Here is a 15254-nt window from a genome sequence, read left to right on the forward strand (position 1 = left end):
TGATTATGGCGTGGCGCGTGGCGGCGCAAGGCGCGCTAGGAGCTGCGCGGCGAAGGCGGCGGCGGTAACCTCGAAGAAGGGGGCTAGTTCGACCAGGTAGCGCAGCTCGGTGTTGGCGCCGGCGGCGAAGAAGACGACGCGCATCGCGGCGTAGAGCGCGCTGGCGGCGGCGAGCAGGCGGACGCGCGCGCTGCCGAACGCGGCGGCGGCGATGACGGCGAGGACGAGGGCGAAGCGGTAGAGGTCGGTCACGCTGACGTGGTCGCGGCCGTCGCCGACGTCGCGCGCGAAGGGCCAGAACCAGCGCGCGGAGAGCGCACGGACGCGCGCGGTGAAGCGGGCGAGCTTGTCGGCCGGGGTGAGTGCCGCTTCGCGTGCGCGCGCGAGGCGCGCGAAGCCGGCGTCGGCGGCGGTGGGCAGGTCGGTGCCTGGCGTCGCGCGGGTGAGCGCGATCAGGCGCGCGACCTCGGTGCGCTCGCCGGGGAGCGCGTAGGCGTGAGCGGGCAGGCGGAAGTGCCGCGTGTCGCGCAGGTCGAAGTAGAGCGCCTGCCCGCGTTCCTGCTGTCCGACGACCCAGGTCGTGACCCAGTCGGTGTAGCCGCGCGACCAGTAGGTGCCGTCGGTCTTGACCCAGGGACGCGGCAGCGCGGGCAGGCCGACCGCGACGTTGCGCGCGGACCAGGCGAGGCAGGTGGCGGCGACGAGCGCGGTGACGATGCCCCAGTGCGCGGCGGCGCGGAACAGCCGCGGCGGTGTCGCGAGGTAGAGCGCGACGAGGGCGATTGGCCCGAGCAGCAGCACCGAGTCCATTCGCAGCCACACCGCGGCAGTGGCCGCCAGCGCGAGCGGAAGGAGGCGCAACCGGTCGGCGGCGAGGCTCAGCAGCAGTTCGGCGACGACCCAGATCGTCGCGGCGAGCGTCAGCAGTTCGGTTTCGAGATTGCCGGCGTAGATCGCGTCGATCGGCGAGGCGGCGAGCAGTCCGCCGGCGAGCCACGCCGCGGCGGGTGAGAAGGCGCGGCGGGCGGCGTAGGCGAGATAGGCGATCGCCAGCGCCGACAGGACGCTCTGCCCGAGGAGGATCGCGAAATTGCTGTGACCCGAGACACGCCACATCAGCGCGGCGAAGGCGGGGAAGAGCGGCAGCTGGTTGCCGCCGAAATGCGGGACGCAGTCGCCGACGCCCGGGATCGTCACCGCGACGCCGCAGCCGCTGTAGATGTTCTCCGCCACGTTGCGGTAGAGTACCCAGTCGCCGCTGTCGTACGGCATCGCCAGCGCGAAGCCGACGCGGATCACCAGTGCGAGCGCGAAGACGCACGCGATCATCAGTCGCTTGTCGTGGATCGCGGAGGCGAGCGGGGAACGCATGGACATGATAGGTAACACGCAAGCATTAAGGCAATGCGTTCGGAGCGGTACGAACCGGGTGCGCGGCTAGGCGAGACTAGGTTGTGCGTGGGGGTAGGCGAGCCCCACGTTCGGAGCGATCAGGCAATCAGGACGGGTTGGATGACCATCTTTACGATCGGCTACGAAGGCGCGACAATGGACGCGTTCGTCGCGGCGCTACGGGCAGCGGGCGTGCGGCGGGTGATCGACGTACGCGCGCTGCCGCTGTCCCGGCGGCCGGGCTTCTCCAAGTCGACGCTGGCGGCGTCGCTCAAGGCCGAGGGGATCGACTACGTCCACCTGAAGGCGCTGGGCACGCCCAAGCCGGGGCGCGACGCGGCGAAGAAGGGCGACGTGGCGATGCTGACCGCGGTGTACGACGCGCAGCTGGAGCTGCCCGAGGCGAAGGTCGCGGCGGCGCGGATGCTGGCGCTCGCCGACGAGATGCCGAGCGCATTGCTGTGCTACGAGCGCGACCCGTGCCACTGCCACCGCACATTGTTGCTGGATGCGGTGGGAGCGGGGCGGCCGGTTGTGAACCTCTACGCTTAGCCGGCGACGGGCAGGCGGATGCTGCCGTCGTCGTGGCGCTGGAGCGGCGAGTAGGCGATCGCGGTCTCGAGCAGCAGCGGGGCGTAGAGGTGCGGGAACAGCTGTCCGCCGCGCGACGGCTCCCAGCGTAGCGCGTCGGCGTAGGCCGCCAGGTCGACCGCGACGAGGTGGAGATCGTCCTGCCCGGCGAAATGCTTGCCGACCGTCTCCGCCAGCTGGTCGGCGGTGGAGAGGTGGACGAAGCCGTCCTCCAAATCGACCGGTGCGCCGGCGAAGGTGCCGTCGCGTTCCAGCGTCGCCATCTGGTCGGCGGTCAGCACCTTGTAGGCGGTGAGGGGCCTCTTCTCAGCGTCGCTCATTCGCCATCCTCCGGTCCGGCCGCGGCATCGTCGCCGATCGAGCCGTCATCAGGCGCGGCGGTTTCCGCGACTTCGGCCAGCTCCTCCGCGACCATCGCCTCGGCGGCGTCCTCGGGCTCGGGCTCCTCGTCGATCCGCGCGGCGGAGACGACGTGTTCGTCATCGGCGACGTTGAACAACCGCACGCCGGCAGACCCGCGGCTGATGATGCGCAAGCTGGTGAGCGGCATGCGGATCATCTTGGCCTGATCGGTTACGAGCATCAGCTGCTCGGCCTTGCTCGCGGGGAAGCTGGCGACGACCGGGCCGTTGCGGCGCACGTTGTCAATATTGGTGATGCCCTGGCCACCGCGGCCGGTGCGACGATAGTCGTAGGCCGATGAAATCTTGCCGTAGCCGTTGGCGCAGACGGTGAGGATGAACTGCTCGGCGCCGCGCAGCCGCTCGAACAAGGTCAGCTCCATGTCGAGCTCGCCGTCGCGCTCCTTCCACGGCGCGTTGCGCAGATATTGCTCGCGCTCCTCCGGCGTGGCGTCGACGCGGTGCAGGACCGACAGCGAGATCACCGCGTCGTCGCCCTTCAATGCGATCCCGCGCACGCCGGTCGAATTGCGGCTCTGGAACTCGCGCACCTCCTCGGCGGCGAAGCGGATCGCCTTGCCCTGGCGCGTCGCCAGCAGCACGTCGTCGCCCTCGTCGAGCAAGGCGACGCCGATCAAGCGGTCGTCGGCGTCTGGCCCCTCGAACTTCATCGCGATCTTGCCGTTCGACGGCACGTTGGTGAACGCGTCCATCGAATTGCGCCGCACGCTGCCCTTGGCGGTCGCGAACATGACGTGGAGCTTGCCCCAGTCGGCCTCGTCCTCCGGCAACGGCAGCACGGTGGAGATCGTCTCGCCGGGCTCCAGCGGGAGCAGGTTGATCATCGGGCGACCGCGCGTCGCCGGGCCACCCTCGGGCAGGCGCCACACCTTCATGCGATAGACGCGGCCGAGCGTGGAGAAGAACAGCACCGGCGTGTGCGTCGAGGTGACGAACAGCTTGGTGACGACGTCCTCGTCCTTGGTCGCCATGCCGGCGCGACCCTTGCCGCCGCGTGCTTGCGCGCGGAACGCGTCGAGCGGGGTGCGCTTGATGTAGCCTTCGAGCGTGACGGTGACGACCATCTCCTCGCGCTCGATCAGATCCTCGTCCTCGATGCCGTCGGCGGCGGCGGCGATCTCAGTACGGCGCGGGGTGGCGAACTGGTCGCGCACCTCGCGCAGCTCGTCGCGCAGCACGCCGTAGAGCTTCACGCGGTCGGACAGGATGGCGAGCAGCTCGGCGATCGACGCGGCGAGGCCCTCGAGCTCGTTGCCGATCTCGTCGCGGCCGAGCGCGGTCAGGCGGTGGAGGCGCAGGTCGAGGATCGCGCGGACCTGCGTCTCCGAAAGGCGGTAGCTGTCGCCGGTCACCTCGACGTCGGTCGCCTCGACCAGGCGGATGTAGGGCGCGATCTCGGCGATCGGCCAGTCGCGCGACAGCAGCTTTTGGCGCGCCTCGGCCGGGCTCGACGAGCCGCGGATGATCCGCACCATCTCGTCCAGGTTGGTGACCGCGATGACGAGGCCGAGTAAGATGTGCGCGCGCTCGCGCGCCTTCGCGAGCTCGAACTTTGAGCGGCGGGTGATGACCTGTTCGCGGAAGGTGATGAACGCCGCGATGATGTCGCGCAGGTTGAGGAGCTCGGGGCGTCCGCCGCGGATCGCGAGCATGTTGGCGGCGAACGACCCCTGCGCGGGCGTGTGGCGCCACAATTGGTTGAGCACGACGTCGGGCGTCGCGTCGCGCTTCAGGTCGATGACGATGCGCACGCCCTCGCGGTTCGATTCGTCGCGGATGTCGCTGACGCCCTCGATGCGCTTGTCCTTGGCGGCCTCGGCGATCTTCTCGACCAGCGCGTTCTTGCCCTGCTGGTAGGGGATCGAGGTGAGCACGATCGAGCGGCGACCTTCGCGCCCGCCGCGCTCCTCGATCGTGTGGCGTGAGCGGACGATGATCGAGCCGCGCCCGGTCTCATAGGCCGAGCGCGCGCCGGCGCGGCCGAGGATGATCGCGCCGGTCGGGAAGTCGGGGCCAGGAACGATCTGCATCAGTTCCTCGGTCGTGATCGCGCCGTTGTCGAGGTAGGCGAAGCACGCGTCGATCACCTCGCCCAGGTTATGCGGCGGGATGTTGGTCGCCATGCCGACCGCGATGCCGCCGGCGCCGTTGACGAGCAGGTTGGGGAAGCGCGCGGGAAGGACGGTCGGCTCGCGCTCCGACCCGTCGTAGTTCGGCTGGAAGTCGACTGTGTCCTTGTCGAGGTCCTCGAGCAGGTAGTTCGCCGCCTTGGCGAGCCGCGCCTCGGTGTAGCGCATCGCGGCGGGGGGATCGGGGTCCATCGAGCCGAAGTTGCCCTGACCGTCGATCAGCGGCAGTCGCATCGACCAGTCCTGCGTCATGCGCGCCAGGGCGTCGTAGATCGCGGTGTCGCCGTGCGGGTGGTATTTACCGATCACGTCACCGACGATGCGCGCCGACTTGCGATACGGGCGGTTGTAGAGGAACCCGCTCTCGTTGGCGGAATACAGGATGCGACGGTGGACCGGCTTCAACCCGTCGCGCACGTCGGGCAGCGCGCGCGCCACGATCACGCTCATCGCGTAATCGAGGTAGGAGGTCTTCATCTCCTCAACGATGGAGATGGGCGCGATGTCGGAAGGATCGGCGAGCAGGGTCGCGTCGGTCAAGGGATGCTCTTCGCTATGATCGGGAAAAGACGCAGCCTAGCCGAGCACGCGCGTGCTGACCACCCCCGCGCGCGTACGGGCGCGCGCGGGAGCGTATAAGGCACGTGGTCTCAGGGTGCGATCTCGCTGCCGTCCCAAGCGAAGTGGCGGCCGCTGTCGGTGACCTTGAGCCCGTCGAGTACGTCGAGCAGCTGCACCGCGGCGCGGTCGGGCTTGAACAGGTCGCGCCCGGACTGCCGGAACGGCTGTGACAGCGCAGTGTCGACGGTGCCGGGGTGGAGCGCGACGACGAGGCCGCGATCGTTGCGGCGCTTGTCCTCGACCGCCAATGTGCGCACGAGCTGGTTGAGCGCGGCCTTGGACGCGCGATAGCCGTACCAGCCGCCCAGGCGATTGTCGGTGATACTGCCGACACGCGCCGACAGGAAGGCGAGCACGCTGCGCCCGGTCTTGGGCATGATCGGCAGGAAGTGCTTGGCGACCAGTGCGGGGCCGATCGCGTTGACCGCGAACTGCCGCGCGAGCCAGGCGGGGTCGAGCTCGCGGATCGCCTTCTCGGGGCCGTGCTCGGCGTCGTGGAGCAGGCCGGTTGCGACGATCACGAGGTCGGGCGAGCCCGCGCGCGCGGCAGCGGCGGCGATGCTCGCCTCATCTTCCAGGTCGAGGTGTCGGTCGCCGGTGAACGAGCGCGCGAGCGGCAGGACGCGCACGTCCTCGTCCTCCAGAGCCTCGACCAGCGCGGCGCCGATCCCGCCCGACGCGCCGATGACGACGGCGTTCTTCGGCGCGCTCATGCCGGTGCGCCGGTGCGGGCGAAGGTCCAGCGGTCGTCGCTGCTCGCGTCCGCGTCGAAGGAATAGCCGTCGCTGTCGAAGCCGCGCATCGCGTCGGCGTCGGTGACGCGGTGCTCGGCCATCCAGCGCGCCATCGTGCCGCGGGCCTTCTTCGCGTGGAAGCTGATGAAGCGGCCGTCGCCCTCGCGGAAATCGACCGCGATCACGCGGGTGTCGGCGGGCAGCTTGCCCTCGACCGCGGCGAAATACTCGTTGGAGGCGAGATTGAGGATCGTGCCCGAACCCTCCTCGGCCAGATCGTCGGCGAGCGCGTCGGCGATGCGCGTGCCCCACCAGTCGGTCAGCTTCTTGCGCCTGGGTGCCCAGCGGGTGCCCATCTCCAGCCGGTAGGGCCGCATCGCATCGAGCGGGCGGAGCAGGCCGTAGAGGCCGGACAGCAGACGCAGGTGATCCTGCGCGAAGCGGATCGCGGGCTCGTCGAGCGTCGCGACCTCGAACCCGGTGTAGACGTCGCCCGCGAAGGTGTAGATCGCGGGACGCTCGGCGGCGTGGGCGAAGTCGCGGAAGCGGTCGGCGTTGAGCTTGGCGAGCGCGGGGCTGATGTGCATCAACTCGGCGAGCTTCTTCTGCGTGAGATGCGAGGCGGCCTTGGCGAGGGTCGCGGCCTCGTCGGCGAAGCGCGGGCGCGTGGCGTCGAACGGCGCGGGCGTGTCGAGGTCGAGCGTCTTGGCGGGGGAGAGCAGGGCGATCATCCCCGATCCGCTAGCGGGCGGAACGGGCGCGTTCAATCGAGGTTCAGCGCGACAAGGGTACGCATCGTCCCTTCCTTGAACCCGCGACGCAGGATCACTAGAGCATCGCGGCAGCAGGCACACGCGGCCGTATCGGAGAGAATAGTCGATGAAGAGGTTCACCAACGCTTTATTCGCAGCCGCGCTGCTCGCGGGTGGCGCGTCGCTGGCGGTTCAGCCCGCCGCCGCGCAGAAGAAGGACAAGAAGGCCGAGGGAGCGGGGCTGAAGCTCAGCAAGGAAGTACAGGCGCCCGCCGCCGCCGCGCAGGCCGCGATCGCGGCTAACGACCTCGCCACCGCCGAGGCGTCGCTGGCACAGGTCGACGCAGCGGCCAAGACCGACGAAGAGCGCTACATCGCGGCCGCGCTGCGCCTGAATGTCGAGGCGAAGAAGATTTCCGCCAACCAGGGCAGCGACGCCGCGCTGGCGGTGCCGCTCAAGGCGCTGGTGTCCAATCCCAAGACGCCGCCCGCCGACCTCGGGCGCTACAATTACGAGCTCGGCCGCATCGCGACCAACGCCAAGGACAATGCGAGCGCGGCGCAGTATTTCGCCGCGGCGCAGGCGGCCGGGTACAGCAACCCCAACATGACGCTGCAGCTGGTCAAGTCCAAGGCCGAGGCCGGCGACCTGGCGGGTGCCTCGACCGAGATGGACAAGGTGATCGCGGCGGAGAAGGCGGCCGGGCAGAAGCCGGGCGAGGACCTGTACCGCTACATGATCGCCAAGAGCAATCAGAAGCGCAACGGCGCGATCACCTACGCGTGGCTCAAAAAGTACGTCGAGGCGTATCCGACCGCCAAGAACTGGCGCGACGCAGTGACGACGTTCGGGCTGACCTCGGGCGGGGTAGCGACGTTGGACAAGGGGCAGAAGATCGATCTGTACCGGCTGCTGCGTCACGGCAAGGCGCTGGCCGATCAGTATGACGCCGAGATCTACGCGCAATACGCGATCGACCTGGGCATCCCGTGGGAGGCCAAGACGGTGCTGACCGAGGGCAAGTCGTCGGGCAAGATCCCGGCGTCGAGCGCGAACGCGACGTCGCTGCTGGCGGCGGCCAACCGGTCGATCTCCAACGAAGGCTCGCTGTCGGCGCTCGACACGCGCGCGCGCGCGGCGGCGAACGGCAAGCTCGCCTCGGGCACGGCCGACGCGTTCTTCGGTACCGGCGATTACGCCAAGGCGATCGACCTGTACCGCGTCGCGCTGCAGAAGGGTCAGGTCGACGCCGACGCGGTCAACACGCGGCTTGGCATCGCGCTCGCCTATTCGGGCGACAAGGCCGGTGCGCGCACCGCGTTCGAGAGCGTGAAGGGGCAGCCGCGCGCCGACATGGCGGGCCTGTGGATCGAGTATCTCGATCACCCGCCGGTCGGCTAATCGAGCGAACTCAAAGGAGGGGCGGCCCGCGGGTCGCCCCTTTTCACGTCAGGCGATCGGCACGCCGGTCTGCGCCTTGGCGGTGCGGATCGTCAGCGACGACTTGACGCTGGCGACGTTCGGCGCGGCGGTGAGCTGCGTCGTCAGCAGCCGCTGGAAGCTTTCCAGGTCGGGCGCGACGATCTTCAGGATGAAGTCGATCTCGCCGTTGAGCATGTGGCACTCGCGCACCTCGGGGATGTTGGCGATATGATCCTCGAATTGCGCCAGGTCCTGTTCGGCCTGGCTGCGCAGGCTAACCATCGCGAACACGGTGATCGGATAGCCAAGCTTCGCGGCATCGCAATCGGCGTGGTAGCCGCGGATCACGCCCGCCTGCTCCAGCGTGCGGACGCGGCGCAGGCACGGGGGTGCGGTCAATCCGACACGCTCCGCCAGGTCGACGTTGGTCATGCGACCATCATCCTGGAGCAATGCGAGGATCTCGCGGTCGATCTTGTCCAACGCCATAAACAAATCCTAAACTCTCACGCGCAATGACGACACATAGGTCACGCGGCGCTATAGGATAATTGCGCCGTAACGCAATTGTGCCAAGCTGCGACACGACGCACGATCAGCGTTGATGACGCGAAGGTAGCGACGATGTAGTCAGTTGTGGTCAGGTCGCGCGGCGATCGTTGTCAGCCCTGCAAGGAGGGTCGCGTGCGGTTCGATGACAGTCTGAAGACGGTTCTCGCCGCCGACGTGTCGACCTCGTTCGGCGCGCGTGCCGCCTTCCGTCAGTTGACCGACCTGATCGCGCGCGGTCGCGCGCCCGCCGACGACCTGCTGCTCGACCGGCTGCGCACGCTGCGCGCGCTGGTGCCCGCCGCAACGCGTAGCAGCGTCGCGCGCGGGCTGGCGCTGGCCGATCCGCCGGTCGCGCTGGTCGCGCTGTTCGCGGACGACGAGCCCGAGGTCGCCGCCGCAGTGCTGCGGATCGCGCAGCTCGCGCCGGAGGAGTGGGAGCTGCTGATCCCGCGGCTGTCGCCGATGGGGCGCAGCGTGCTGCGCCAGCGGCGCGACCTGCCGCCGATCGCCACCCGGTCGCTCGAGAGCCTCGGCAGCACCGATTTCTCGCTCAGCGATCAGCGTCCGCGATCCGCGCTGCCCGTGCAGGATGAGCGGGTCAGCGCCGCGACGCGGGCTCCTGAACTGGTCATCCCGATCATACCCAGCAGCGCGGCGCGGGATCGCGAGCAGCCGGCACAAGCGACGAACGCGAGCGAGCGGTTCGAGATCGCCGATCTGGTTCACCGCATCGAGGAATTTCAGCGCGGCCGGAACACACCGTTCGCGCCCAACGAGGCCGAGGCCGCGCAGGTCGCCTCGTTCCGGTTCGAGACTGATGCCGACGGCATCATCCGCTGGATCGACAGCGCACCGCGCGGGGCGGTGATCGGCACGCACCTGGCGCACGCGGGCGTGGCGCGGACCGGCGTCGACGGCGTCGCCGCGGGCGCGTTCCGCAAGCGCGCGGCATTCGCCGACGCGCGGCTGGTGATCGCGGGCAATTCGCCGCTGGGCGGCGACTGGCGCATCGCGGGGGTGCCGGTGTTCGAGCAGAGCAGCGGCCGCTTCCTGGGTTACCGCGGCAGCGCGCGGCGTCCGCGGATCGAGGAGGACGCGGTGCGCGCGCGTCCGGCGGAGGTCACGATCGACCGGCGCGGCGCCGAGGGCCTGCGCCGCCTGGTGCACGAGTTGCGGACGCCGACCAACGCGATCGCGGGCTTCTCCGAACTGATCGAGCGGCAGATGCTCGGCCCCGTGCCAGAGACGTACCGGGAGCGCGCCGCGGCGATCCGCAGCCAGGTGTCGGGATTGATCGGCGCGATCGAGGACCTCGACATGGCGGCGCGAATCGAGGCCGCCGCGCTCGACCTGCGCGCCGACGTGATCGCGCTGGCGCCGCTGCTGTCGCGGGTGGCGGAGGATCTGGCGCCGCTGGCGACGCGGCGCGAGGTCACGCTGCTCGTGCCCGACGCCGCCGACGCTCGGGTCGCGGCCGATCCGATCGCGGTGGAACGGGTGATCTCACGGTTGATCGCGACGTTGCTGTCGGCGAGCGCGCCGGGGGAGGCGTTGCAGGTCGCGGTCGGGAGCGTGGGAGAGACGGTGCACGTCTCGGTGGATCGTCCCGCGGCGTTCGTCGGGCGCGACGACGCGGCGCTGCTGCACCTGGACGAGCAGAACGATGATGCGGACGGCGCTCCCTTGCTGGGCGTCGGCTTCGCGCTCCGGCTGGTGCGCAATCTGGCAGCGGAACTCGGAGGGCAGCTATCGTTCGAGCCGGCGCGACTGACGGTCGCGCTGCCGCAGGCGAGCGTGTCGCGCAAGGATGCCGTGTCGACGCTCATTCCGTGACCGTGCGCTTCTCGACCCCGCGCGGCTCACTGGTCGCTTGGCCGGCGGCGTTCGGGCGCCGCTTCGTCGTGACGATCGACACGGAGGAAGAGTTCGACTGGTCGCTGCCGGGCGCGAGCGACGACTATGACGTGTCGGCGGTCGCGGCGCTGCCCGCGATGCACCGCAGGCTCGCGGCGCGCGGTGTCAGCCCGATCTACCTGGTCGATTACGTCATCGCGGCGAGCGCGCCCGCCTCGGCCGTGCTGCGCGACATCCTGGCGTCCGATCCCGCGACTGAGATCGGCGCGCAACTCCACAGCTGGGTCACGCCGCCGTTCGGCGCGGCGAACGCGCCGGTCGAGACGTTCGCGGGCAGCCTGCCGCGCGAGATGGAGGCGGCGAAGCTCGATCGACTGGTGGCGATGATCGAGCGCGCGTTCTCGCGCCGGCCGCGCGTCTATCGCGCCGGTCGCTACGGGGTCGGGCCGCACACGATCGCCGCGCTGGCCACGCGCGGGTTCCGCGCCGACGCGTCGATGCGCGCGCGGTTCGACTATTCGCGCAAAGGCGGACCCGATTTCACTGCGGTCGAGCCGGGTGCCTTTCAGCTCGACGTTCCGACCATGATCGAGCTTCCGCTGTCGACGATCTACACCGGCGTGCTGCGGCGGCACGGCGCGCATCTGCACCCGCTGCTCGGGCGCGTGCCGCGGGCACGCGGCCTGTTCGCGCGGACGTGCCTGCTGTCCCGGGTGCCGTTGACGCCGGAGGGAACGCCGGTGCGCGAGGCGGTACGTGCGATCGAGGTGGCGTCGCAGGCGGGTGAGCGGCTGCTGCAACTGAGCTTCCACTCGCCGTCGCTGGTGCCGGGACATACGCCCTACGTGCGGACCCCGCGCGATCTGGAGCGGTTCCACGCCTGGTGGGACGAGGTGATCGAGGCGCTGCACGCCCGCGGCTACGCGCCGGCATCGTTGCAGCAGGTGCTGGACGCGAGCGACGAAGCGCGCGCGGTGGGCCCGGCAGGACTCGAACCCGCAACCTAGCCGTTATGAGCGGCCAGCTCTAACCGTTGAGCTACAGGCCCCCGCGCGCGCTCGCCGCAGGTAGCGGCATGCGCGGCGGCTTGGCAAGCGCGGCGTGGCGGTGCCGGCGCTATCGCCGGACGATCGCCGCGGCCGATGAGAGGACGGCCAGATCCTCGGCGAAACCGGTCTGCGTCTGCCCGTATTTGGGCAGCCACGCCATGCGGGTTCGCCATCCGGGATAGGAGGCGACGACCGCGGACGCGCCGCCGACCGCGGCACCGATCCAGCGCCGGCGCTTGGGGACAAGTGCCGCGCCGGCGATGGCGGAAGTGATGAAGCGCGCGGCGAGGCCCACGGGCACGATCCGGTCGGGTGCGGTCTTCTGCTTGTCGCCGGCGATCTCACCCACCGCGAGCGCGAGCGTGCCCGCCGCGACGAGCGGGTTGGCGAGCAGCTTGGGCGCGCCATTGTCCGCCGGCAATTGCCCGCGCGCGGCAGCGATCGCCACGGTCGCGAGCGGGGTCATCGCGCGCTGGCCACCAACCAGGCCCATCAGGATCGCCTTCCGCATATCTTCTCCGATCAACGTTCCACCCGACAACTCGCCGGGGTGCGATCGGGTTCAGTGAGGCGGGCGAGTGCGCGACGAGAAAAAGGGCGCTTTCCACGAAGGAAAGCGCCCTTGATCCGGTGAACAGTGCGTGCGGCCGCGCTACAGGTTGGCTGCAGTGTCCGACACGTTGACGACGTCCGACGCATTGTCGAGCGTCGCCGCTGCTTCGGACAGCGTCGCGCGCTCGGTCGCGTTGACCTGACCCGCGGCGGCTGCCTCCAGCTCATTCGCCATCTGCTCGAGATTGGCGGACAGCGCCTCGGCACTGTTCTCGACCGAGACCGACTCGGGCTGCTTGCTGCACCCGCTCACCGCGGCCAGCGCGGTAAGCAGAAGGAATGAACCTCGCATCAGCAGCGTCCGAGTCCGGTCCCGACCTGATTACATGTTGGTGGTCGCGGCGTCGGCCGAGTCACGGACGTTGTCGGCCGCGTCGTTGATGTTCTCGGCAACTGCCTCGGCATTGTCCTCAGCGAACGGATTCGCGGTGGTGTTCGACATGTCGGCGACGTTGTCGGCCATCATTTCCATGTTGTCGGCGACCATCTCGGCGTTGTTCTCGACGGCCGAAGCTTCCGGCGACTTCGAGCAAGCGGCGACAGACATCAGGCCGGCGGCAGCGGCAACGAGCAGGATCTTCTTCATACGAATGCTCCCAAGCATCACAACAATCGCGGCCGACCCCAATGCCGTCGCGAAACGCCCGAATACCCTAGTAGTTCAGGGGGTCAATAAGGAAAATTCATCTGGCGTACAGGTTGCGACGAGTGGTTGCGTGCTTGACATCACGGCCGGGTGACCGCGCCGATCTCTTCGGGCGCGTCGGCGACGACCGCGAGCATCGTCGTCCAGGCGGCGACGTTCTGCTGCAACTGCGCCGGATCGACGCGGTCGAGCGTGTCGTCGGGCGTGTGGTGGACGTCGAAGTAGCGCAGGCCCGACTGGTTGAGATCGACGCCGGCGACGCCGAGCGCGATCGTCGCCTCGATGTCCGAGCCGTCGCCGCCCGGTCCCGTGCCGCGCACGATGCCGAGCGGGGCGAGCGCGCTCGCCAAGCGATCGGCGACCGGCCTGGCGGCGGGGGGCAGCGTCGTCTCGAAGCGCCAGACCCGGTCGGCGCCCAAGTCGCTCTCGGCCGCGATCGCGTGGCGCTCGGCTCCGTGCTTCTTCGCGTAATCCTCGCCGCCGAAGCCGCCGACCTCCTCCGCACCGAACCAGACGACGCGGATCGTGCGGCGCGGGCGGCGGCCGGAGTCGAGGATGCGCTTCGCCGCGGCGGTGGTGATCGCGACGCCGCTCGCGTCGTCGATCGCGCCGGTCGCGAGATCCCAGCTGTCGAGGTGGCCGCCGATCAGCACGACGCCCGCGTTCGGGTCGGTGCCGGGCACTTCGGCGATGACGTTGCCCGATTCGTGGCTGCCGGTCTGCTGCGGGGTGAGGAGCAGGCGCATGGTGATCGGCTTGCCGCGCTTCGCCATGCGCTCGATCAGCTCGGCATCGGGGACCGACAGCGCGGCGGCCGGGATCGCGGCGGTGCCGGCGGGGAAATTGGTGACGCCCGTGTGCGGCAAGCGGTGCGTGTCGGTGCCGATCGAGCGGATCACGATCGCGACGGCACCCTTGGCGGCGGCGAGCGCGGGTCCGGTGAAGCGCGCGGGGCCGTTCGCACCGTAGCTGGAGCCGTCCTGCGTCGGCTGCATCGAGTTGCCGATGTAGACGATCTTGCCGCGGATCGCGCTGGCGGGTGCGTTGAGGAACTCGGTCATGCTGGGAAACACGGCCAGTTCGGCGGTCAGTCCCTGCGTGCCGGTCGAGCCCGAGTTGCCGAGCGCGGCAAGCTTCACCTTCTGCGCGAACGGCGCAACGATTTCGGCTTCTTCGGCGCCGCGCACCCAAACGGGCATCTGGTACGTCTCAATCCGTACGTTCTTGAAGCCGAGCGCCCTGAGCTTGGCAGCACCCCAGGTACGCGCACGCGCTTCGGCCTCGGTGCCGGCGAGCCGCTGCCCGACCTCGGTGGTGAGCCCTTCGACGATGTCATAGGCGACCTCGTCCTTGAGTGCGGCGTCGCGCAAAGTTGCCACGCGCGCGTCGACCGGGGCGGGCGGGGTCGGTGCCGGGCGAGTAATCGCGGGTTGTCCGGCGGGCGAGGGCGCGGGCGGGGTCTGTGCCGAGGCAGAGGCGGATGTGGCGGCGGCGGCGGTCGCCGCGAGCAGGAGGCGCTTCATGGTGACAGGCGTAACCGGCACCTGCCGGTTTGCCAACGCCGCGCGGGAGCCTTACATGCGAGCGGAACGAATTTCCCCGCAGCATCATCACGCGAGAAGGCGACCCATGGCCGTCCAGTACACCTACGTCATGAAGGGTCTGACCAAGACCTTCCCGGGCGCGAACAAGCCCGTGCTCAACAACATCCACCTGCAATTCATTCCCGGCGCAAAGATCGCGATCATCGGTCCGAACGGCGCCGGCAAGTCGACGCTGATGAAGATCATGGGCGGGATCGACACCGAGTTCACCGGCGAGGCTTGGGCGGCGGAGGGCGTGCGCGTCGGTTACCTGCCGCAGGAGCCCAAGCTCGACGACAGCAAGACGGTGATCGAGAACGTTCGGCTGGGCGCGGGTCCGGTCGCCGACATGGTGGAACGATTCAACGCGATCTCGGCCGAGATGGGCGATCCGCAGGACGACACCGATTTCGACGCGCTGATGGAGGAGATGGGCGAGCTCCAGGCGAAGATCGACGCGGCCGACGGCTGGAGCCTCGACAGCCAGCTGGAGCAGGCGATGGAGGCGCTGCGCTGCCCGCCGTCCGACTCGCCCGTCACCAACCTGTCGGGCGGCGAGAAGCGCCGCGTCGCGCTGTGCCGGCTGCTGCTGGAAAAGCCCGACATCCTGCTGCTCGACGAGCCGACCAACCACCTCGACGCCGAGAGCGTGTCGTGGCTGGAGAACTTCCTCAAGGAATATACCGGCAACGTCATCCTCGTCACCCACGACCGCTACTTCCTCGACAATGTCGTCAACTGGGTGCTCGAGCTCGATCGCGGGCGTTACTACACCTACGAGTCGAACTACTCGGGCTATCTGGAGAAGAAGTCGAAGCGGCTGGAGCAGGAAGAGCGCGAGGAGGCGGGACGCCAGCGCGCGATCGCCGACGAGCTCGCCTGGATGCGCCAGAC

Annotated in this window: 15 protein-coding genes and 1 tRNA gene; 5 read left to right on the forward strand and 11 right to left on the reverse strand. The window is 69.4% G+C overall.

The genetic code is table 11. The annotated features are described in order from the left end of the window. Window positions 1–3: 3 nt before the first annotated feature. Window positions 4–1377: a glycosyltransferase family 39 protein gene (locus ACFDS6_RS04035; RefSeq protein ID WP_375270823.1), complete on the reverse strand. Its 1374-nt coding sequence runs from the start codon at window positions 1375–1377 to the stop codon at window positions 4–6. Window positions 1378–1512: 135 nt separating this feature from the next. On the opposite strand from ACFDS6_RS04035, the gene ACFDS6_RS04040 reads away from it, so the two are divergent. Continuing rightward, window positions 1513–1944 (forward strand): DUF488 family protein, encoded by a 432-nt coding sequence (locus ACFDS6_RS04040; RefSeq protein WP_375270824.1) that lies wholly within the window; start codon window positions 1513–1515, stop codon window positions 1942–1944. Here the strand turns inward: ACFDS6_RS04040 and ACFDS6_RS04045 are convergent. The 4 genes from ACFDS6_RS04045 to yaaA all read right to left on the reverse strand — a co-directional run bounded on the left by ACFDS6_RS04045 (window position 1941) and on the right by yaaA (window position 6620). Continuing rightward, a complete protein-coding gene (locus tag ACFDS6_RS04045) occupies window positions 1941–2303 on the reverse strand; it encodes a DUF952 domain-containing protein (RefSeq protein ID WP_375270825.1) in 363 nt (120 codons plus the stop codon). The genes ACFDS6_RS04040 and ACFDS6_RS04045 overlap by 4 nt on opposite strands. Next, window positions 2300–5074 carry a DNA gyrase subunit A gene (gyrA, locus tag ACFDS6_RS04050; RefSeq protein WP_375270826.1) on the reverse strand — a complete coding sequence of 925 codons (2775 nt, stop codon included), beginning with the start codon at window positions 5072–5074 and terminating at the stop codon, window positions 2300–2302. Before gyrA ends, ACFDS6_RS04045 begins: the two co-directional genes overlap by 4 nt. Before the next feature lie 110 nt (window positions 5075–5184). Then, the gene (locus ACFDS6_RS04055; RefSeq protein ID WP_375270827.1) at window positions 5185–5868 is read right to left on the reverse strand and encodes an SDR family NAD(P)-dependent oxidoreductase; all 684 of its coding nucleotides are present in this window, start codon (window positions 5866–5868) and stop codon (window positions 5185–5187) included. Next, entirely contained in the window at window positions 5865–6620 is a 756-nt protein-coding gene (gene yaaA, locus ACFDS6_RS04060) for a peroxide stress protein YaaA (RefSeq protein ID WP_375270828.1), read from the reverse strand. The genes ACFDS6_RS04055 and yaaA overlap by 4 nt, the downstream gene beginning before the upstream one ends. Before the next feature lie 148 nt (window positions 6621–6768). Here yaaA and ACFDS6_RS04065 point away from each other — a divergent pair, with 148 nt between their 5' ends. Continuing rightward, complete coding sequence (locus ACFDS6_RS04065; RefSeq protein WP_375270829.1) at window positions 6769–8043, forward strand: hypothetical protein; 1275 nt, start codon at window positions 6769–6771, stop codon at window positions 8041–8043. A 48-nt stretch (window positions 8044–8091) separates the two neighbouring features. Here the strand turns inward: ACFDS6_RS04065 and ACFDS6_RS04070 are convergent, their stop codons facing one another. After that, on the reverse strand, window positions 8092–8553 hold the full coding sequence (locus ACFDS6_RS04070) for an Lrp/AsnC family transcriptional regulator (protein WP_375270830.1): 462 nt from the start codon (window positions 8551–8553) through the stop codon (window positions 8092–8094). Between the two features lie 195 nt (window positions 8554–8748). Here ACFDS6_RS04070 and ACFDS6_RS04075 point away from each other — a divergent pair, with 195 nt between their 5' ends. Both ACFDS6_RS04075 and ACFDS6_RS04080 read left to right on the forward strand, forming a co-directional pair. After that, a complete protein-coding gene (locus ACFDS6_RS04075; RefSeq protein WP_375270831.1) occupies window positions 8749–10449 on the forward strand; it encodes a sensor histidine kinase in 1701 nt (566 codons plus the stop codon). Next, complete coding sequence (locus ACFDS6_RS04080; protein ID WP_375270832.1) at window positions 10446–11477, forward strand: WalW protein; 1032 nt, start codon at window positions 10446–10448, stop codon at window positions 11475–11477. Before ACFDS6_RS04075 ends, ACFDS6_RS04080 begins: the two co-directional genes overlap by 4 nt. Here the strand turns inward: ACFDS6_RS04080 and ACFDS6_RS04085 are convergent. From ACFDS6_RS04085 to ACFDS6_RS04105, 5 genes are all read right to left on the reverse strand, one after another. Beyond that, a tRNA-Ile gene (locus ACFDS6_RS04085) sits at window positions 11446–11518 on the reverse strand. The two genes, ACFDS6_RS04080 and ACFDS6_RS04085, sit on opposite strands and share 32 nt — an antisense overlap. 68 nt (window positions 11519–11586) lie before the next feature. Beyond that, the gene (locus ACFDS6_RS04090) at window positions 11587–12030 is read right to left on the reverse strand and encodes a DUF4126 domain-containing protein (RefSeq protein ID WP_375270833.1); all 444 of its coding nucleotides are present in this window, start codon (window positions 12028–12030) and stop codon (window positions 11587–11589) included. A 141-nt stretch (window positions 12031–12171) separates the two neighbouring features. Continuing rightward, entirely contained in the window at window positions 12172–12423 is a 252-nt protein-coding gene (locus ACFDS6_RS04095; protein WP_375270834.1) for a hypothetical protein, read from the reverse strand. A gap of 30 nt (window positions 12424–12453) precedes the next feature. Further along, window positions 12454–12717, reverse strand: coding sequence for a hypothetical protein (locus ACFDS6_RS04100; RefSeq protein ID WP_375270835.1), 264 nt, complete (start codon window positions 12715–12717; stop codon window positions 12454–12456). A 140-nt stretch (window positions 12718–12857) separates the two neighbouring features. Further along, window positions 12858–14300: a M20/M25/M40 family metallo-hydrolase gene (locus ACFDS6_RS04105; RefSeq protein WP_375270836.1), complete on the reverse strand. Its 1443-nt coding sequence runs from the start codon at window positions 14298–14300 to the stop codon at window positions 12858–12860. Between the two features lie 106 nt (window positions 14301–14406). Here ACFDS6_RS04105 and ACFDS6_RS04110 point away from each other — a divergent pair. Further along, on the forward strand, window positions 14407–15254 hold an 848-nt coding region (locus ACFDS6_RS04110), incomplete at its 3' end, for an ATP-binding cassette domain-containing protein (RefSeq protein ID WP_375270837.1).

The sequence above is a fragment of the Sphingomonas sp. genome (genome assembly GCF_042095875.1).
Taxonomy (GTDB): domain Bacteria; phylum Pseudomonadota; class Alphaproteobacteria; order Sphingomonadales; family Sphingomonadaceae; genus Sphingomonas.